Annotated in this window: 14 protein-coding genes and 1 tRNA gene; 8 read left to right on the top strand and 7 right to left on the bottom strand. The window is 46.1% G+C overall.

Features of this window, described 5'->3' with window-relative positions; genetic code table 11:
- The first annotated feature begins 1 nt into the window (after position 1).
- The 3 genes from ABFW99_RS06325 to ABFW99_RS06315 all read left to right on the top strand — a co-directional run bounded on the left by ABFW99_RS06325 (position 2) and on the right by ABFW99_RS06315 (position 5,714).
- On the top strand, positions 2-745 hold the full coding sequence (locus tag ABFW99_RS06325) for a FecR family protein (RefSeq protein WP_349355892.1): 744 nt from the start codon (positions 2-4) through the stop codon (positions 743-745).
- A gap of 78 nt (positions 746-823) precedes the next feature.
- Positions 824-3,550 (top strand): hypothetical protein, encoded by a 2,727-nt coding sequence (locus ABFW99_RS06320; protein WP_349355891.1) that lies wholly within the window; start codon positions 824-826, stop codon positions 3,548-3,550.
- A 4-nt stretch (positions 3,551-3,554) separates the two neighbouring features.
- Positions 3,555-5,714, top strand: coding sequence for a CHASE2 domain-containing protein (locus tag ABFW99_RS06315; RefSeq protein WP_349355890.1), 2,160 nt, complete (start codon positions 3,555-3,557; stop codon positions 5,712-5,714).
- Between the two features lie 153 nt (positions 5,715-5,867).
- Here ABFW99_RS06315 and ABFW99_RS06310 read toward each other — a convergent pair.
- The 5 genes from ABFW99_RS06310 to tilS (ABFW99_RS06290) form a co-directional block, all read right to left on the bottom strand.
- Positions 5,868-5,956: transfer RNA gene (locus ABFW99_RS06310), tRNA-Ser, on the bottom strand.
- A 74-nt stretch (positions 5,957-6,030) separates the two neighbouring features.
- The gene (locus ABFW99_RS06305) at positions 6,031-9,324 is read right to left on the bottom strand and encodes a two-component regulator propeller domain-containing protein (RefSeq protein WP_349355889.1); all 3,294 of its coding nucleotides are present in this window, start codon (positions 9,322-9,324) and stop codon (positions 6,031-6,033) included.
- 48 nt (positions 9,325-9,372) lie between these two features.
- Positions 9,373-9,942, bottom strand: a complete 570-nt coding sequence (hpt, locus tag ABFW99_RS06300) for a hypoxanthine phosphoribosyltransferase (RefSeq protein ID WP_349355888.1) — start codon at positions 9,940-9,942, stop codon at positions 9,373-9,375.
- 1 nt (position 9,943) lies between these two features.
- A complete protein-coding gene (gene tilS / locus ABFW99_RS06295) occupies positions 9,944-10,408 on the bottom strand; it encodes a tRNA lysidine(34) synthetase TilS (RefSeq protein ID WP_440707452.1) in 465 nt (154 codons plus the stop codon).
- A gap of 32 nt (positions 10,409-10,440) precedes the next feature.
- Positions 10,441-11,283, bottom strand: a complete 843-nt coding sequence (gene tilS / locus ABFW99_RS06290) for a tRNA lysidine(34) synthetase TilS (RefSeq protein ID WP_440707451.1) — start codon at positions 11,281-11,283, stop codon at positions 10,441-10,443.
- Positions 11,284-11,621: 338 nt separating this feature from the next.
- On the opposite strand from tilS (ABFW99_RS06290), the gene ABFW99_RS06285 reads away from it, so the two are divergent.
- The gene (locus tag ABFW99_RS06285) at positions 11,622-12,146 is read left to right on the top strand and encodes a DUF1643 domain-containing protein (protein ID WP_349355886.1); all 525 of its coding nucleotides are present in this window, start codon (positions 11,622-11,624) and stop codon (positions 12,144-12,146) included.
- A 724-nt stretch (positions 12,147-12,870) separates the two neighbouring features.
- Positions 12,871-14,331, top strand: coding sequence for a serine hydrolase domain-containing protein (locus ABFW99_RS06280; protein WP_349355885.1), 1,461 nt, complete (start codon positions 12,871-12,873; stop codon positions 14,329-14,331).
- 854 nt (positions 14,332-15,185) lie between these two features.
- On the opposite strand, the gene ABFW99_RS06275 is transcribed toward ABFW99_RS06280, so the two are convergent.
- A complete protein-coding gene (locus ABFW99_RS06275; protein ID WP_349355884.1) occupies positions 15,186-15,407 on the bottom strand; it encodes a hypothetical protein in 222 nt (73 codons plus the stop codon).
- Positions 15,408-15,485: 78 nt separating this feature from the next.
- Between ABFW99_RS06275 and ABFW99_RS06270 the strand changes: the two genes are divergently transcribed.
- Both ABFW99_RS06270 and ABFW99_RS06265 read left to right on the top strand, forming a co-directional pair.
- Positions 15,486-16,784, top strand: coding sequence for a M24 family metallopeptidase (locus ABFW99_RS06270; protein WP_440707450.1), 1,299 nt, complete (start codon positions 15,486-15,488; stop codon positions 16,782-16,784).
- 305 nt (positions 16,785-17,089) lie between these two features.
- The gene (locus ABFW99_RS06265; protein ID WP_349355883.1) at positions 17,090-18,172 is read left to right on the top strand and encodes a Fic family protein; all 1,083 of its coding nucleotides are present in this window, start codon (positions 17,090-17,092) and stop codon (positions 18,170-18,172) included.
- Positions 18,173-18,334: 162 nt separating this feature from the next.
- Here ABFW99_RS06265 and ABFW99_RS06260 read toward each other — a convergent pair whose 3' ends face one another.
- Complete coding sequence (locus ABFW99_RS06260; protein ID WP_349355882.1) at positions 18,335-19,060, bottom strand: HNH endonuclease; 726 nt, start codon at positions 19,058-19,060, stop codon at positions 18,335-18,337.
- A gap of 251 nt (positions 19,061-19,311) precedes the next feature.
- On the opposite strand from ABFW99_RS06260, the gene ABFW99_RS06255 reads away from it, so the two are divergent.
- The gene (locus ABFW99_RS06255) at positions 19,312-20,136 is read left to right on the top strand and encodes a dienelactone hydrolase family protein (protein WP_349355881.1); all 825 of its coding nucleotides are present in this window, start codon (positions 19,312-19,314) and stop codon (positions 20,134-20,136) included.
- Positions 20,137-20,295 lie beyond the last annotated feature (159 nt).

The following is a 20,295-nucleotide window of genomic DNA, read 5'->3' as shown; positions in this document are numbered from 1 at the left end:
CATGAGTATCGTAAATAAGAAATTCTATGCCTTTATCGTACTGCTGGTTGTAGCAGGATTTGGACTGCCGGAAATTGCACGGGCTCAATCGGAACGGCCTCTTGCCATTGTAAAACGGTTTAAGCCGGATGTTACCCTTCGTAACCTCGATGTGGATAAGCTAATTAATCTGGATTTAGAGGAAAATAAAGGTGAACGCCTTTTTGATGGGGATTCTTTGGAAACAAACGAAGAAGGTTTTGCCCTGGTCGTATTTATGGATGCAAGCGTAGCTAAGGTGAAGCCCAGTTCATTACTGATATTAAATGGAGCGGTGGCTACAGCCTCTAAGGCCATGAATACCCGGATTAATTTGAAGAACGGGGAAATATTCCTGAATGTGGAACCACAGGGAGGTAATGATTTTGAAGTGGCCACCAGCCGCTCGCTTGCTTCGGTTCAGGGAACGGATTTCGGAAGTCGATTCGATGGATTTGTATGGGTGGAAGAAGGTCAGGTTGATGTGACAGCTCTCAATTCGGGGCAAACGGTTTCTCTGTTTGAACAAATGTATGCCCAGGTAGATGAACAGGGTAACAACGTAGATTCGGGTACACTAACACCGGAAGAATTGAATGATCTGGGTGAAGGGTACGATGAAATGGAAAATGACCTTATTCAAAAAGAAATCATCCTCAGGTTCAGAGACCAAAACGGACAGCTTCGGGAAGTAAGAATCGATGTTTTTGAGGAAAGCGATAATTAAGCAGATATTGCGCAGGTTTCGGATAGTTTAAGATTAACGAATACGTATATAGTGATTGGGGTAGTAAAAAAAGGACTAATGCTATTGCTGTTTTTGACAGCTTCAGGAGTCGTCTGTGCACAGTTTACCATTCAGCATCAGGCACCTTTGGCTCTTGAGAGAAATGAACAAAATGTACTGGAATTCAGAGTTCCCGGGATCTCCGAAGCTGATTTCCAGCAGGCACAATTATTCTACAGGTACGACGGAGACTTTGGATATCAACAGCAGGAAGTAGAGTACAGAAATGGGGTGTTCCAGGCTTTTTTCACCGTTGGAAACTCCAATGCCAGTTCTCTTGAATACTATTTTGAGCTGACACTCAACTCAGGGGAACAGGTTTATTACCCCAATAACCTTCCGTCGGAAAACCCGGTGGAAGTGGAGGTAGTTGAAAGCCTGGGGGAGGATAAGCCAAAGCTGGAAGGGGTCGATTATACTATTCTTTCTCCCCGTCCGGGTAATGGTGTCACAAGGGATGATGTCGTAATTGCCATCGCCCTTTTTTATGAGAAATCGGACCTGGAGCCGGGAGAGTTTCAATTGTTGATTGACGGTGAGGATGTGACATCTGAAGCCGACACTTCGGCTTATTACATATCCTATGTGCCGGATAATTTATCACCCGGTGCGCATACCATATCTCTTGAATATAGAACAGAAGATCAGAGTTATTCTGTTGCCAACTGGAGGTTCGCTGTAGTTGCACCTGGACAGGCCTCATTTCAGGGTTTTGGTCCGAGCAGGGTTCCGCAGGGTCAGGTTGAATTAACAGCCCGAAATCAGGTGATAGCCGGAGATGTAAACAATGCGTATACGGGGAGAACCAGTATTTCCGGAGCTTATGGTAAGTTCAGGTATTCAGTAAATGGATACCTGACTTCTCAGGAATCGGTGCGACTTCAGCCCCAAAACCGGTATGGTATTGATTTGGCCTATGGAGACTGGTGGGATTTTGAAGCCGGGCATGTGTATCCTGTTATGAGTCAGTTTTCGATTTCCGGACGTCGGGTTCATGGCTTGAACACCTCATTGCATCTACTGAATGATAATCTGAATATCCAATTCATTTATGGAGAGCTGGATAGGGAGGTCACTAATCAATACGATAGTTTAATAGTTGAAGAAGTAACCATAGGAGCCGATTCGGTGGTTGATCGCAATTATCTGCTGACCTATCAGGATGGGGGAAGGGGAACGTTCCAGCGCAGGTTGTTCGGGGGCAGAGTAGGAATTGGAAACGAAGAAAAATTCCAATTCGGAGTTCATATGCTCAAGGTTCAGGATGACACCACGTCCATATTTAATGTGCGGGATTACATGGACCTTGTAAACTCAAATGTGATATTGAACAACAACCTCGATCAACCGGCGCGGGATACCTTACTTGCCAACCCTGATCGGTTGGATGTTCGGGGTGGGAATATCAAGCCGAGGGATAACCTGGTGGTTGGAACCGATTTGAAGATGGGATTCAATAATAATCGTATTCGGTTTGAGTCGGAAGCGGTGATTAGTGCACTGAATAATAATATTTACGACGGGCCGCTTACGGTTCAAAGAGCTGAAGATTTGGGTTTTGATGTTGATCAGAGTATGGCAGATTTATTGGAGCAATTGTCATGGCTCATCATCGTGAATGAAAACATGAATACACTTCCGTTCAAGATTCAGGAAGATGAAAACGGTGATATTACCGGAGAGGCTTTCTTCCCGACCAGTATTCTGGCAGGGAACAGCGAGCTGTCATTTCGATATCCTAATAATAATTTCAGAGCCCAGTACCGATGGATTGGTCCCGGGTTCAACTCTTTGGCTAACTCCACGATCCGAAAAGATGTGGCGGGGTTCACCCTTACCGACCGGATGAACTTTCTATCGAATCGTTTATACCTGACGCTGGGCTATGAAAACCTGAATGACAATGTAAGCGGTACCCGCGATGCCACTACCAATACCATCACTTACCGAACCAATGTAAGCTGGTATCCGGTAGATCGTAAACTACCGAGAGTAAGTGCAGGAGTGCGGTACCGGACGCGGGACAATGATATCGAGCGGCAAAACTTTTTACTACCCGACGACCTGGTGAATGCTGCGGTGCAAAATATCCGGCAGGAAACGAGAACTATAAACGGGCAGGATACACTGGTAACTCTGGTTACTCCAACTCCGCGATCGAACTATACCGTGAATATCAATACATCTGTGACGCAACAGTTTAACTGGATGAATGCCCGCAATGATGTATCCCTGAGCATTTCTAATCTTAAAACTACAGACGAGGTTTTTGCTTACGGTGATGTGTTAAGTACATCCTTTTCGTTAAGTCTCAACTCCCGCTTTTCTGATTTGCCGCTGGAAACACAATTTGGCATCACTACAAATAGTACCGAGGCGGGGAGCGGACAAAATGATATTAACATTTTCGGGATTTATACCTCGGGTAATTATCGGCTGATGGAAGATAATCTAATCATAAACGGCCGACTCGCCATCACTCAAAATAAGACAGCATCCCGGATGATCGAGATCAGGGATGATCCCAATTCCGAAGTCCTCAACGACAATCCGCGCGACAATTATTTTGTGCTGAGTGATGAGGTAACCAAAAACACCTATTCTACATTTGTTTTACAAGCCGGAGCGCGCTATAATTTCAATGAGTATCATGCTTTGGTTTTTGATGCCAACCTTACCAATGTAAGCGGCCAAAGCCGGGCAAACGATCGCATTGTACAGCTCAGATATGTATTCAGTTTTTAACTAAATGGCCCCCAAAAAGAAAAGACTTACTTCTGTCGCTCTTATTGCCATTGCTGCGTTTGCCGTTTCTTTTGTATTGATGCTGATCAGGCCCATTCAGGTTACCGAGCTTAAATATTTTGACCAGCTTTTTGAGTGGAGAGGGCCTCTTGATGTATCAGATTCACCTATTGTGTTGGTTGCGATTAGTCAGCAGGCCGATCAGGAAATCCCTCAAAAATTTCCCTGGCCAACCAACCTTCATGCACGTCTGGTTGAGAACCTGAACAGGGCCGGTGCCAAAGTTATAGCCTTCGATGTGGTTTTCAATAACCCGGATATATATGAGGCCAAAAATGACACTACCTTCGCAGAGGCTATCAAAAAGCATGGCAATGTGATATTGGCGGGTGATCTGCAGCGAACGGTTTCTCAGTATTCGGATGAGATTTCTACCTTATTTCCTACCCCGGTGTTAAACGTGAACAACCCAAACAGGGTGGCTTTGGTGAAGGTGCATCCGGATATAGATGGTGCTATTCGTTCATACCGCTTCGGGCAAAAGCATCAGGAGCAGGATTATTATCGGTTGGGGTTGGAGGCTCTCAGGCTCTATGGAGAAATTCCCTATGAAGAAATCGATCCCATCGGTCCTAATCCAAATAGTGACTACTTTTCATTCGGCCCTTATGAGATTCTGAAGGACCGGCCGAATTCTTTTCTCATCAACTTCTATGGCCCCGAAAGTACCTTTCCGGAAGTTTCATATGAAGAAGTAATTGATGACTCAGACTATACCACGGTGTTTGAGACTGAGCTGGATTTTGGGGTTAATACCTTTGATGATCCTGATATTGGTCATTTAACCAAAGGCACTTTTGAGGACAAAATTGTGATTGTAGGGGCCACTATGCCCTTGTTGAAAGATTTTTATACAACACCCTTTGCCAATGAAGGAAATAACCCGCGTCCCGGGTATCAGGTTCATGCCAATGCCATACAAACCGTTCTGGACGGAAATTATATCGAGCGATTTCGGGGGTGGTATACCTTAATCATTATGTTTTTTCTGTGCCTGGCGATTACTTTAGTAAACCGGGTTGCCGGTGCTTCCTGGGGAATTACAGCTTCGGTGATACTGGCCTTAGGGTATTTTGGGATTACCTACTGGGCGTTCATGAATCACAATGTGTTAATGATGCTCATGGGGCCGCTGATTGCTGTTATTATCACCCAGGTAGGAATGGTGAGTTATGAATATTACGTCGAAGAAAAAGAAAAGCGTCGTATCAAAGGGATGTTTGCTTCCTATGTATCACCGGAGCTGGTAGACCGGATGATTGCCTCCGGGGAAGAACCCCAGCTTGGGGGAGAAGAAACCCATATGACGGCCTTCTTCAGTGATGTGGTAGCCTTTTCCACCTTCTCTGAACAATTGGAAGCTAAGGAGCTGGTAACACTCATCAACGACTATCTGAGCACCATGACAGACATCCTGAACACTCGGGGTGGTACGCTCGATAAATATATAGGGGATGCCATTGTTGCCTTCTTTGGGTCGCCCGTTCCCATGAAAGATCATGCCTATCAGGCGTGTGTGGCTTCTCAGCTTATGCAAAAAGAACTGGCTGAATTACGCAAAAAATGGGAAAAGGAAGGGTGGTCGGAATTGGTGGCAAATATGCATCAGCGGATTGGAATGAATACCGGGGTTATGGTAACCGGAAACATGGGTTCATCCCGGCGCTTCAACTACACCATGATGGGAGATAATGTAAACCTTGCTGCCCGGTGTGAAAGCGGAGCCAAGCAATACGGCGTCTATACTATGGTAACCGAGTCAACCAAAGATGAGGCAGAGGGATATGGAGATGATTGTATATTCAGGCTGCTGGATAACATTGTAGTTAAAGGAAGAACCCGACCGGTAAAAGTGTATGAAATTGCTGGTTTACGAGTGGATGCCGATCAGCAACTGCACGACTGTATAGGTTTGTATGAACAAGGATTAGAGTACTACTTTAACCAGGAATGGGATACAGCTGTCGAGAAATTCAAAGAATCGAAATCTTTGGAGCGTTACCAAAGAAATCCGTCAGGAATATTTATCAGGCGCTGCGAACTAATGAAGGAAGACCCACCGGGGGAAAACTGGAACGGTGTATTTATAATGAAAAGAAAATAGAAAGGAGAAGCATAAAAATGCGGAGAGGGAGGGATTTCCCGCTGGACTTTTTCCACTTTCTCTATCCGGGTTAAAAGCGGGACAAGCTTCTCATCCCTCTTCTTTCCAAAAATAATGCTTGGTGAATGAAAAACTTTTGTATCGTACTTAATGCGGAGAGGGAGGGATTCGAACCCTCGATACCTCGTTAGAGGTATACTCCCTTAGCAGGGGAGCGCTTTCAGCCACTCAGCCACCTCTCCGTTTTTGAAGGGCAACAAATATAGCGACCTTTTCACACTAATAGCAACCCTGATAAAGCTTTAATCTGAGTGCCTTATTTAGTCTCATTTTCTTTATTTGATAAGCCTTCAGCAGGAAATTTTAAGGTGAATTTTGTGCCTTTATCCTGCTCAGATTCAATGATGATTTCTCCATTGTGCAGGTTTATCATTTCCTTGCAAATTAATAACCCAAGTCCGCTTCCCTGTTCATCACCGGTTCCCGCTCTTGACGTATTTGAATCAAGGCGCAAGAGTTTGTCGACTAACTTTTCCGACATCCCTATGCCGTCATCCTCAACTTCGATATAACAATAACTCTGATCCCGATATGATGCCAGGCAGATGTTACCACCCTCATGGGTAAATTTAATAGCATTAGAAATCAGGTTTCGCAGAATTGTTTCCAGCATATTCAGGTCGGCCATGAGGTAAGCATCTTCTCCGGTCTTCTTGTACAAACTAATTTTCTTTTGCTCAGCTACATGCTCGAACAGTTGACAGGTTCTTTCCAGGAGTTCCCCAAGATTAACTTTTTCAGGATCCGGGCTGATTTTTCCTGTGTGCAGGGAAGCCCAGTTCAAGAGATGTTCAACCAGCGACAGTAATGATTTTGATGAAGTATAAATATGTTTAAGACCGGTTTTCAGTTCCTCAGAATCCGCTTCATCCACTTCCGTCATCATCATTTCACTATAGCCTAAAATGGCCTGAAATGGGTTGCGAAGGTCATGCGCTATTAAGGAGAAAAACTTGTCTTTGGTTTTATTGCTTTCCTCCAGTTCTTCAGCCTGCTGACGGATAATGTTACTTTTTTCCTCAACCTCTCGTTTTTCTCTTCGGAGCTGAGCGGTTTGTTCCTGAATCAACTTCTCCATTTTTTCCTGTTTGCGAAGCAGGTACCGGTATTTAAGTTGTGAGGCTGAATAATACCCCACTCCAATTATGACCATAACCAGCAGGTAGAACCAGAGTTGTTCATAGAAGAAAGGTTGAACGGTTATGGCTGCCATAGCCGGACGGTTACTCCAAACACCGTCATTATTGGCAGCATGTACTTCAAAGGTGTAATCACCGGCAGGGACATCAGCGTAGGATGCACTGTGCTGCCCGGATACTTCTGTCCATGCATCCTCATAACCGGTTAGCCGGTACCGGAATCTTGTCTTCTCGGGTGCTACAAAGGTGAGCGCATGAAAATTAACGGTGAAGTTTTTGAAGCCCTTTTCGATGGTCGTTTCCGGCCCGTCATATACATGCTTCCCGGCCTGAATATTATTGATAACGACAGTAGGGGGAATACGGTTGGTTTTAATGGTATCTGAATGAAAAATGGACACTCCTTCCTGGGTAGCGAACCAAAAGCGACCGTCTTCAGTACGTAGTCCAGCTTCCTGTACAGTTCCATTTGCCTCCGGGTTTCGCATCCCCTCCTGCCGGCCATAATGCAAAAGGGTAAAGTTATTGGTTACTCCGTCCAGGTATGCATTCAGTTCTGCTTTGTCGATTTTGATGATGCCTCTGTTAGAAGACATCCAGAGCCAGCCTTCCCGGTCCTGCGAAATCCAGTGTATAATATGATCAGGGAGCCCGTCAATGGTGTTGATGAAAGTTATTTCGCCATTTTTAATGCGGTTCAGACCATTGTTTTCAGTACCCACCCAGATGGTCTCTGAATCCTGTTCATCCACATAAATGGACCGGATGTTGTTGGAAGAAAGCCCATCTTCTGTAGTGTAGTTAGTAAACCGGTTGTCTTTGAATCGACTTACACCCCCATCCAGTGTTCCAATCCAAAGTGCCCCTGAGGCATCTTGGGTAATATATCTGATTTTTTGACCGGCCATGCCTTCATCAGTTCCAAATACCTGATGTTGACCACTTGCAGGATTGAATTTTATGAGCCCTCCATAAGTACCTACCCAAAGCTGGTTGTTGCTGTCGTTGTAAATAGACCGGACATCATTAATCTCGGCATTATTCCCAAATTCAAAGTTTCTGAACGTACCATTGGTCAGCTTATCGATCCCTTCCTGGTGGAAGCCTACCCAGATATTGCCCTCAGCGTCTTCCTCTATGGCTTGAATGATGTTGGATTTAATATCACTTTTGGTGTTTTTGTAGATAACAATCCGGTTATTCTCAATCTTATTGAGCCCGCTTCCACGTGTACCCACCCAATAATTACCTGCACGGTCTTTCTCCATCGCCAGGATGTTATCGCCGGACAAACCTTCCGGAGTACCCAGTGTTTGAACTTTAGACTTCATTACACTGATAAGTCCATTCTGGTTCGTAGAAAACCAGAGGTTGCCCTCCCGGTCTTCAAAAATGCCATTGAAGTAATAGTCTTTGATTTCATCAAGGGCATTAAATTTCTCAATCCGGCCATTTTTAAACACTCCCAGAGAACCCGCATTACCTAACAACCATACATTCCCATCGCTGTCTTCATACGATTCAATGTAAGTCTCTTCGGCCACCATTTCTCTGTTAGGTACCCGGTAAACCTTCCCCTTTTTTTCGATATACACCTCACCGGGTAAGAAATAAAGGAGGTAGTCATCCCCTTCAAAAATATGAAGGATAATGGAGCCTCTGAGTATGTTATATTTTTCAGGTACTACCAGCCGATTTTTTTTGAATTCGTAAAGTCCGTTCTTGGTACCAACCCGCAGGGTGCCATTTTTATCACGATGGGTTACCCGTATTTGGTTTTCAGCCTGTTCGGTGCTTACATGATACTGTTGAAACCCATTTTGAGTGTGATGAAGCAAGCCATCGTTGGTGGATATCCAAAAAGAACCGTCGTTGTCTTCAAAGAAATGAGAGACCTGATTCTGAAGTGCAGAGAAGTTATAAAAAAGGGAAAAAGCACTGTCCTGGTATACATAAAGCCCCATGTGGGTAACAAAGAACATACGGCCGTCCCTAACTTCATATATTTTTGTCAGGTCTGAATTTGTAAATCCATTTTCAGGGCCAAAATGTTTGAACTGCCCATCTTTATATAACAGAACACCTCCATATTCCAGGGCAAACCACATTCCAACCCCTTCTTGTCGGTGAACCAGGGTAGCCCGGTTGTGGGGCATCTCGGGTGTGTTGGAGTAGTCGTAGATTTTGAAGTTCAACCCATCGAAGCGCACCAATCCGTCATAAGTACTAATCCAAAGGAACCCCAAAGAATCCTGGGTCACGCTATTCACTGTATTAACAGGCAAGCCATCTTCCAGGGTCAATTCCCGATAGGTAAGTGTATCCAGTTTTTGCAGCAGTGGAGTTTGAAAAGCCGCTGTCGACTCTGCCAGTAAAAGCAGAGAAAAAAATAAAATACCTGTTCGAATCATAATGTCCTGTCTACCCCAAACCAACCCGATGACGCAGTTAGTTACACATTAATCTTCCTCTTTGTCAATAACATAAATTTGAGAAAGATTTCGCCCTTCCTGAGCGTAATCAAGCCCATATCCTAAAACGAAGGCATTGGGAATCTCAAAGCCCACATAATCGAGCTGAACATCGTGGTGGGTGGCTTCTTTTTTGTGAAGCAGAGTACAGACGGCCACAGAAGCGGGGTTATTTTCTTTAATTCGTTTCACCATATAATTCATCGAAAGACCGGTATCCACGATGTCTTCTATCAGAATTACATGCCGGCCTTCAATTTTAGCATCAATGTGCTTGAGTTCGGTAACCTGCCCTGACGACACCTTTTTGTCACCATAGCTGCTGAGTTTCATAAAATCCACCTCACAGTCGATACTTACATGACGCATGATGTCGGCCAGGAAAATAAAAGCCCCGTTCAGGATCCCAATGAAAATTGGCTTTTTGCCGTCATAGTCTTTATCCAGCTGATTGCCAAGTTGGTTCAGGCGCTCGTCGATCTGGTCTTTAGTAATAAAAATTTTGAATTTTTCACCGTTACAAGTCACTGTATCCGGTTGGTAAAAAGTTGAACTCATACTAACTGAAATTTATCGTCAAAAAAGAAGTTGATGTGGATTCGCATTTAGCCAATTCAGAGATGGCACCCCGCTCTTTATTTGTTGCCGGAACAGGATATAGAATAGCATAAATAGTACTATCTGATCCGCACAATACCAAGGCCTTTTCCTTGAAATGTGAGGGAATTTTACGGTTTGTCAGGTGGTCGGATATTTTTTGATGCCCATCCATTCCCAAAGGCTGCAAGGCATCACCATCGCTCCAGTTCCTAAGTGTTAGCGGCCAGGATAGTTTGGACGCATCCAGCTTCAGAGCGGCTTTCTTAGACGGCTTCTTTGTTTTTTTCAGGGTGACGCCATTCAGGCAATAGCCTTCTTGCGCATTTTTTTTCGTGATTTTTTGGGTGATCTCGTCAATGCTTTCATTTTGCTGAAGGTAGATCCCGTCCCGTTCGCGCGTCAAAATCAGGTTTCCAACCTTCATGCTTTTGCCGGGTTGCAGAAATTCAAGTTCGGTCAGGGCTTCAAGCTGACCTTTGGAATAGGCGCCTTCCCCCCAAACTGGTCCAGCAGATTCTTGAGTACAGCCGGTTTCAGGATTTCCGGAAGCTGTGCGTATTTTTTCAGATTGATACTGTTTTTGTTTGTCACCTGCTCAGTGATTTCCGTAATACTCGCTTCAAATAATTTTCCTTGTTCCGGGAGGTTCAGTATGTTTTGCTTCCAGCCGGGCAGAAGATCATCCATCTTGCTGGCGAATTCATTCCGTATGAAATTACGGGCATAATCAGAGCTTTTGTTGCTTTCATCGGTGCGGTAGGGAATAGCTTCTGATTCGCAAAAAGCCAGAATTTCTTCTTTATCAAAATTGAGCAGGGGGCGAAACAACTTGCCATCCCATTCCTTCATGCCCTGCCAGGCAGCCGGTCCGCTTCCCCGAAACAGCTTTTGTAGAATCGTCTCTGCCTGGTCGTCCTGATGATGCGCCGTGACGATAGCGTCGGCACCGGAATTACCCTTCAAATCCTGAAAAAACTGATACCGTTGATTGCGCGCCCAGTTCTGAAAGTTCCCGCCTTCGGCCTCTTTTGGATTCAGCCGAATGGAACAGCATTCAAAGCCCCACTGAAAAGACAGCTGCTCCACCAGTTCCTGGTCTTTATCAGACTGTTTTCCGCGCTTGCCATAATTGATATGAACCACCAGCGCATCCCGCTCCAGCAGATGGAAAAGATAGAGCAACGCCATGGAATCGGGGCCGCCACTTACACCCAGAATAAAAAAAGCATCCGGTTCAAAATAATCGGCCAGGCTCTGAGAAAGGTGTTTCTGAATTTTTTTGGAAATGGAATTTGCCATAGAAAAAAGTAGTGGGTTTTTAGAACAATATCGAACATTCAGCCGGCTTATTCTGATCAATAGGAAGGGTAGATTTTCTCGTTATTCGTTACTCGTTAATCAGAATTCAGTCAATCGCTACCATCGCGAAGGGTTGAAACCCATTCGTTTGCGTAATGGATGACAACTTTTCCTAATCACGCCGTCATCCCGGACTTGATCCGGGATCTCCAAATGAGGGATTGTCTGTTTGCAAAAAACTGGAGCACGAATTTATGATCCGAACCTCAAACCATGGAACTTGGAACCTAAAACTTCGATATTCCCATCCTCAAAAAAACCAGAATCAAACCCGACCCATGTACCCCGATCGCTCATGGATTTACCATCACGATGAACCGTTGACCCGTTATTCTTTAGGGCAGGAAGGCGATAATCCACTGATTTGTTTTGGGGTGAACCCATCTACGGCCAAGCCGGGAGATTTGGATCCCACAGTGGCATCTGTTGCCCGGTTTGCGATGGAAAACAATTACGATGGGTGGCTCATGTTCAACCTGTATCCGCAGCGGGCCACCAATCCGGATAAGATGCACAAACACTTCCAGAAGAAGATTCATGACAAAAACGTGGACGTTATTGCTGAGCTAACCAACAATCTGTCCGCTGATATCTGGTGTGCCTGGGGAACGCTGATCGAAAAACGGCCGTACCTTTCACGCTGCCTGCAGGATATTTATGATGCCATTTCCGGTAACGGCAACCGGTTCTTTACCCGGGGACGCATTTCTAAAGCAGGACACCCTCATCATCCGTTGTATCTAAGGAAAACGTCTCCCATGGATGAATTTGATGTGAAGCGGTATGTGGAGGAAGTGATTTAGCGGGGGCGAAATCCCAAGCTCCAAATTCCAATGACCAATGACGTGAAGAGTTAGCCCAAGTACTCGCTCCTGACGCTCTGCGTCGGAGCGAAGGGTATAAGGCTGTGGTATCCTTGGCTAGAGGACCCTATCTCTGCCTCTTTCCCTCCGGCTTGCAATTCGTGCATTTGGTTTGATTTAATGGCCGCAGGGAAAGAGGACTCCTGTAATAGTTAAGTTGTCGGGATGCCGGTTGGAGGTGATGTCGATTGTAGGGGTATTCTAAGATAGAGCTAAGATGTATTCCATTACACAAGCGAACGGGTTTCAACCCTTCGCGGTGGTTGGTGGTGGCGAGAAAGGTTGAGATTGCCTGGAAGCATTCCCATTAGCTGGCTACAGGATCCCGGCATTCGCTGCGGGCTGACGGTGGGGTAGTCTAAAGTAAAAGAAATCGCAAATCGGTTATTCGGTCCATCGATTGTTCGCAAATCACAGAGATCCTTCAGTCTTTCGCTGCGCTCATTCCATCAGGATGACAGGGCATATCCACACATCCCTTACGCCCGGATCGGGGCGATGCCGTCACAGACGGCATAAGGTAGGTGCCCGCATGTTTGTGTTATCCTGAACGAAGTGAAGGAACTGATGGAATTAAGGCAGCGATCCCGAACAAAAAAATCTTGCAAAAACGATTATAAATGTTTCAATTCCATGGATTCAATACTAATCCAACTTGGGGATCATGGGAAAGAAATCAATATTGCTGATTGTGCTGCTTGCAGGAAGCCACTTTGCATTTGCACAGGAAGAGAAAGCCGAAGAAAAGGAAACAAAGACAGATTATTCGGAGGCCATTGTTCTGGTAGACGTGTGGCTGGATGCCATGCAAAAGTACGATGAGCTGCCGGGCATAAGTGCCATTGCTCTGAAAGATCAGGAAGTGGTCTGGAAAGGTGCCTATGGACAGTCCAATCCCGGAGAGGGCCTCGCTATGGAAACCAATACCATCTGTAGCATATGCTCCATTTCCAAGCTCTTTACTTCGGTCTCAATCATGAACCTGTATGAAGATGGAAAGCTGAGGCTGGACGATCGTGTGGAAGATGTGTTACCTGGTTTTGATCTACAGCAGCAATATGAGCTCAGCGGTCCAATTACCATCCGGAATTTGCTTACTCATTCGTCCGGCCTTCCCCGGGAAAATGCATGGTCGCACTGGACGGACCCTGAACAAGAATTTCCTACCAAGCAGCAGGTACTGGACAAGCTGAACAGTCAGCAAACGCTGTATCCCTCCTCCACCTATTTTCAGTACAGTAATCTGTCTATGGCATTGCTCGGCTATATCGTGGAAGAAGTTTCCGGACAGGAATATGAAAGTTATGTGGAAGAACACATTCTGAACCCTCTGAGCCTGGATGACACCCGGCCCGATATGCCCGGGGATCTTTGGGGTGGACAGCTGGCTGTGGGCCATTCCTATGAAACCTTCGAAGGCAAGCAGGACCCAGTCGAGATGTTTGACCCCAACGGAGTAACGCCCGCAGCGGGTTTCAGCTCAACCGTCGAAGACCTGGCCGACTTCGCTGCCTGGCAGTTCCGGCTGTATGATGCGGAAGAAGAAGAGATTCTGCATCCGGCCACCATCAAAAACATGCACAACATCCACTGGATGGACAGCGATTTTGGCACCAGCTGGGGACTCGGTTTTGCCGTCTACAAAGGTCCCGATGGGAAGAAATGGGTAGGGCACGGCGGTCATTGTCCCGGATACAAGACTACACTAATGATGAACCCCGAAACCAAGATGGCCTATTCGGTGATGATCAACAGCAGTAACCCGAATCCCGGTAAATACGCCCGGGGTATACATGGTATTCTTTCTGAAGCCGGCAGTATCGAAGCCGCTGATGAGGATCTGGCTGAAGAACTCAAAGAATACGCGGGCTATTATCAGGGTGAAGTTATGAAGAGTACCAGCTATGTAGGGACCTGGGGAAATAAACTGGTGAGGATGGGACTTCCGTCAAGTAATCCCGGAGAATTTTCTAAGTATCGAAGGGTGGAGAAAGATCACTTTGTACGCATCCGCGATAACGGGGAAGATGGCGAAAGCATGCGCTTCATTCGAAATGAGGACGGGGAAGTGGTGCAGATGAAGTACTACAATAATTACATCTCCGAGAAAGTAGAACTTAATTAGGGTAAATTAAGGCAGTTTATCCTTCGTTAGAAGACTCCTTTATTCTTGTCCATTATCCACCTCGCTCCTGACGCTCTGCGTCGGAGCGAAGAGAGGGTTGAATGGAAACAGTGGTGTCCTTCGCTTGAGGACCCTATCTCTGTCTCTTTCCCTCCGGCGTGCAATTCGTGCATTTGGTTTGATTTAATGGCCGCAGGGAAAGAGGACTCCTTTAATAGTTAGGTTGTCGGGATGGCGGTTGGAGGTGATGTTAGTTGTTGGGGTATTGATGTATTCCATTACACAAGCGAATGGGTTTCAACCCTTCGCGGTGGTTGGTGGTGGCGAGAAAGGTTGAGGTTGTCAGGAAGCATGCCCAATAGCTAGCTACCGGATCCCGGCATTCGCTGCGGGATGACGATGGTTGTGGTTGACTAAGTAAAAGAAATCGCAAATCGGATGTTCGCAAATCAATGGGGTTAGTGTTAAACAGGCAGTGTTATCCTTAGCTGGCGGACCCCTATCTCTGTCTCTTTCCCTCCGGTGTGCAATTCGTGCATTGGGTTTGATTTAATGGCCGCAGGGAAAGAGGACTCCTTTAATAGTTAGGTTGTCGGGAAGGCGGTTGGAGGTGATGTCAGTTGTTGGGGTATTCTGAGATAGAGGTAAGATGTATTCCATTACACAAGCGAACGGGTTTCAACCCTTCGCGGTGGTTGGTGGTGGCAAGAAAGGTTGAGGTTGCCTGGAAGCATGCTCGTTAGCTGGCTACCGGATCCCGGCATTCGCTGCGGGATGACGATGGGGTTGTCTAATAAAAGAAATCGCAAATCGGTCATTCGGTCCATCGATTGTTCGCAAATCACAGAGATCCCTCAGTCATTCGCTGTGCTTACTCCTTCGGGATGACAGGGCCTGTTCATGCATTCCTTACGCCCCGCAGCCGGGGCGATGCCGTCAGCGACGGCATAAGAATATGCCCACAGGTTTGTGTTATCCTGAACGCAGCGTGGCGGAGTGAAGAATCTGTGTAAAACAGGGTTCTTCCCTCCTCGTCCCTCCTCGTTCCGAAGCTCCTGCTTCGGAACGCTATTCATTCCACTCCTTAAAAGTTGGATGTTCCTTGTTGGATGTTCATATTCCTTGAGACATCAACATTCAATCAAATATAAGCCATGCTTCGCTACTTAGTTGCTCTTCTTATGATCACCACCGCCTGTACATCTGAATCCAAGCCGCCCATCGAATGGGGGGAATCGCCGTGGCCGGAGATACGGAAGGAGCGGATTTCAACCCTGTTGCCACAGGCAATGGAAGCAGCCGGGGTGGATGCCTGGATCGTCATCTGCAGGGAGAATAACAACGACCCCATTGCCGATCACATTGGCGGGGAGAATGCCGGAGGGACCGCTGCGTTTTTATTTTACCGGGATGAAGACGGTTTCCACTCGCGGGTGTATTCGCCGGTTGGGGAAGCCACGGCGCTGGGTGAACTGGATATCCACGATGAAGTGATTCCGGTAGAGCGGGGCCGTTCGGCTATGGAACAGGCTGCGGAGTTTATGAACACTCAGGATTTTGAAAGCATCGCCGTCAATTCATCCTCCGCCAATGCACAAGCTGACGGACTCAGTTTTACTCAGCGGCAGGCTCTGGAGGAAGCTCTGGGTGCAGTACTTTCCAGCCGACTGGTATCGTCCGAAGACCTGATATACGAATGGCTCTCAGTGAAAACGCCCCGCGAAGTGGAGATTATGACCAAGGCCGCCGAGCTCACCGCCCAATGGCAGCTGGAGGCCTATGAAACCATTAAGCCCGGGGTAACCACCGATGCCGAAGTAGCGGCTTTCCTGGATGCAAAGATGGAGGAGTACGGCGTAGGGGAAGCATGGAATCCTACACAAAACCCGAATGTAAACTCCGGCGCTGACCGCGGACATTCCCATGCCACCGTCAAAGTGATTATGCCCGGCGATGTCATTCAAACCGATTTTGGTATTAAGCTATACGATCGGTGGGTGAGCGACATCCAGCGTTTTGCTTATGTGTTGAAAGAAGGGGAGGCCGAAGCTCCGGAAGACCTTCAGTTTTACTGGGAGTCGGCCAAAGCCGGAAATCGTGCGGCATTTAATGCTATGAAACCCGGCGTTCGCGGCGAAGATGTAGATGCCGCCCAGCGAAAGCTCATGGAAGAAAACAAATCCGAATACGTTATGTGGAGCACCGGTCACCCGGTAGGGTATGTAGCTCACGACACCGGACCGAATTTAGGTGGTTCTCATACTCCGAGACAGCGCCCTTCTGCCCAAAAGCTTCTCAAGCCCGGGATGGTGTTTGCCTTCGACGGCTTCCACAGCTGGCCGCTGACCGACAGCACTTACAAAACTATATCCGTTGAAGAAATGGCGGTGATTACTGAAGACGGCGCCGAGTTTTTGGTTCCTCCGCAGGAAGAGTGGATTTTAGTGGAGTGAGTTGGAGTTCAAATTCCAAATTCCAAATTTCAATGACCAATGACCAATGACCAATGACCAATGACCAGGGTTGAGGTTAATCTCGTTCCGAAGGTCCACCTTCGGAACGCCATCCCGGAAGCTCCTGCTTCCCTTCCCTTGCTTTGAACTAAGGCTTTGCCTGCAGGAGAACACCTTGCTTCTCTTTCATTTTGTGTTTTAGTGCTTTCGTGGCAATTACGTGATATGTCGATGATTTCGACAGGTTTTTATGAAGTGTCGATAAATAGTGTATATTTCGACATATATTAAAAAAGTCGCATTCTATGTCAGACTATGCAAATCAGCCTTATAATATCCTCCCTTTGCTTCCGCCGGATAAAACGCTGGAAACCCCGGCTGTCTTAAAAGCCTCCATAGCAGCAAACCGGATGCTGGCAGAGCTGAAAGGAAAAGCCGTAAGCCTGCCTAATCCTGATATTCTGATTAATAATGTAGTGTTGCAGGAGGCGAAGGCAAGTTCGGAAATTGAGAATGTGATCACCACCAACGATAAGCTTTTTATCGCCCTTTCTGCCAAAGATCAGCAGACGGATCCCCAAACCAAGGAGGTACTCCGCTACCGCAAGGCGTTGTGGGAAGGAGTGAGCGCTCTGGAAAGCGGACAACTCAACCAGCAGCTGTATGTAAGGATCATGCAGATAATAAAGGAAACCGAAGATGGAATCCGGGACGATTCGGGAACCGTGATTGCAAACCCCAGAACGCGTAAAATTATTTACTGGCCGCCCGAAGGAAAAACGCTGATTCAGGATTTACTGGAAAACCTGACCGAATATATGCAGGCTGATGATAACACCGATCCGCTGGTGAAAATGGCAGTGATGCATTATCAGTTTGAAGCCATCCATCCTTTTAAAGATGGAAACGGCAGAACCGGGCGAATTCTAAACATCCTGTACCTGATCCATCAAAAGTTATTGCATCAGCCGGTTCTTTACCTGAGTGATTATGTGATTTCCCACAAGCCGGAATATTATCGTCTCCTCCGGGGGGTGACCGAACAGCAGGATTGGGAACCCTGGCTCATTTTCATGTTAAAGGCCGTGGAAGTAACCGCCGAAAAAACGATGAAGCGGATCGACGATATACGAATCCTGCTGGATGAAATCCTGGAAGAAGCCAAGCAAAAGCTGCCCGACCGGGTGTATTCCAAGGAATTGATTGAGTTGCTCTTTGAACAGCCTTATTGCAAAGTTAAATTCCTGGTAGACCGAAACCTGGCCAGGCGGCAGACCGCTGCCGACTATTTAAAAGAACTGGAGTCGGCCGGAATTTTGAAGAGCAAACAGGTGGGACGCGAAATGTTATACCTGAATACGCGCCTCTACGAGCTGCTTTCCTCCTGATATGTCGATGATTTCGACACGTTGCCGGAATATGTCGATGAGCCAATTTTGAACAAGGAACGACGAACTTTCTGGGGTGGAGTATAATCGATTAATAAAATCACTAATCGCAAATCGGTCTATCGATCATTCGTAAATTAGGAAGAGGTGGCTTGGTAGAGATTAAGCCGAAAGTAAGTTCTTTAAACTCTCAACGCTAAGAGTATCAACTTTTCTGTGAAGCATTCGGTGACAATTTGAACAAACCAATGCTAAATCATTCAGAGTAGTTCTAGTTTGGCTTGAAAATTCGGAAAGAGGTGTACGGTGATGACATTCAATATATTTATATCCCAAATCACCATATTTTTGGTAGAAATCAAAAGTACAAGCTTCGCAAGGGAGTCCTCCTAATCGTTTGAACTCCTTTTCTTTTTTCTTCTTGATGATAGAGGTATCTCTTTCTCGGTATTTATGAAGCTTATAAATTACCGCGCCTTCTTTTACTTCAAGTTGTTCATCTTCTTTATCTTCACTGATCATATACAGTTGATTCGCCAACTCAAGGTCTTTACTTACTTCTCGTAGGCGATTAGCAATTTTGTGAAGACGATCTGTATCAGATTCAAATTCTTGAAATACTTTTTTATCAAGCTTTCCAAAATTTTCCATTCCTTTTCCTGAATAGGAAGGATCGAAAGCTTTAAAATTGTTCAATTTTAAATTAACACCATTAGGATTACGAAATTTCACCTCGTCTGGCCTGATATCGTGAATGGGAAGGCGATTTAATAATTCTGACAATTCAATGATATCGGGATGTGAGCTGGTCATCTTGCTTGAATCCATCTTAAAATATAGATCCAGAGCTAAAATGATTTCGTCTCTATGCCATTTGGGGTTACGCAATTTAGAATAGGTGGAATTATTATTTAATCAAATAAACTAAATTGAATTAAACCATACAAATACGGATTACACAAACTCTTGCGAAAAGCGTGTTAATGATTAGAAGATACTTGAAAGTTAATTAGCAATGATTCCCACATCACCCCCATAAACAACACCTATCACCCGGCCGGAACCATTCTCCCTCAAAACCTTTTATACCCATCAACTATCTAAACAATCAAAATCAACCGAACTACGGATTATACAAGATGAAAAGATTATTACTGCTGGCACCTGTTTTATTTTTGATTGCAGCGTGTGGAAGAAGTGAATACAGCACCAATGATAAAAATGTAGTGGGGCAGGAAATCACCTACTCCACCGGTGAGGTTACCATGAATGGGTATATCAGTCAGAACGAAAACAATTTTGCGAAACGCCCGGGTGTGTTGGTGGTTCACGAGTGGTGGGGCCATGATGCGCATGCCCGCCAGGCCGCGGATGAACTGGCCAAACTCGGCTATGTAGCTCTTGCCGTGGATATGTATGGCGAAGGAAAACAAGCAGATCATCCTGATGATGCCATGAAGTTCTCCAATAATGTAATGAGTAATTTCGATACAGCAAAAGCCCGCTTTAATGCGGCCCTGGAAACCCTGAAAAATCGCGGGAACGTGGACTCCACACAGATAGGAGCCATCGGCTACTGCTTTGGCGGAAGCGTGATTCTGGCCATGGCCAACTCCGGCTCCGACCTGGATGGTGTGGCTGCTTTCCATGCCGGACTCCAGCTGCCCGTCATGCCACAGGAAAGCCTTACCTCCCGCATCCTGATCTTAAACGGCGCGGATGATCCCTTTGTGACCGAAGAGCAGGTTGCAAATCTATCAGGTGCTTACGAAGAATTGGGCGCAGATTATCAGTATATCAATTACGATGGCGCCCAACATGCCTACACCAACCCCGCCGCCGATTCCCTCGGTCAGAAGTTTGACCTCCCGCTGGCCTACAACGCCAAAGCCGACAGCCTGAGCTGGGAGAAGATGAAATCATTTTTTGAGGAGACTTTTGCCTCCAACAAGCAGGATAGTTGACTTCATTTGTTATTTCTTGGGTATGATGATATGGGGAGATTGTATTCCCTTACAGAAGCGAACGGGTTTCAACCCTTCGCGATGGTTGGCGGTGGTTATACTCGTTGAAAACCAAATCGCAAATCGGTCATTCGGTCCATCGATCATTCGCAAATCAGG

The sequence above is a fragment of the Gracilimonas sp. BCB1 genome, assembly GCF_040117685.2.
GTDB lineage: Bacteria > Bacteroidota > Rhodothermia > Balneolales > Balneolaceae > Gracilimonas.
Note: the sequence above shows the minus strand (reverse complement) of the source record. Positions and strands in the feature narration are given on the sequence as shown.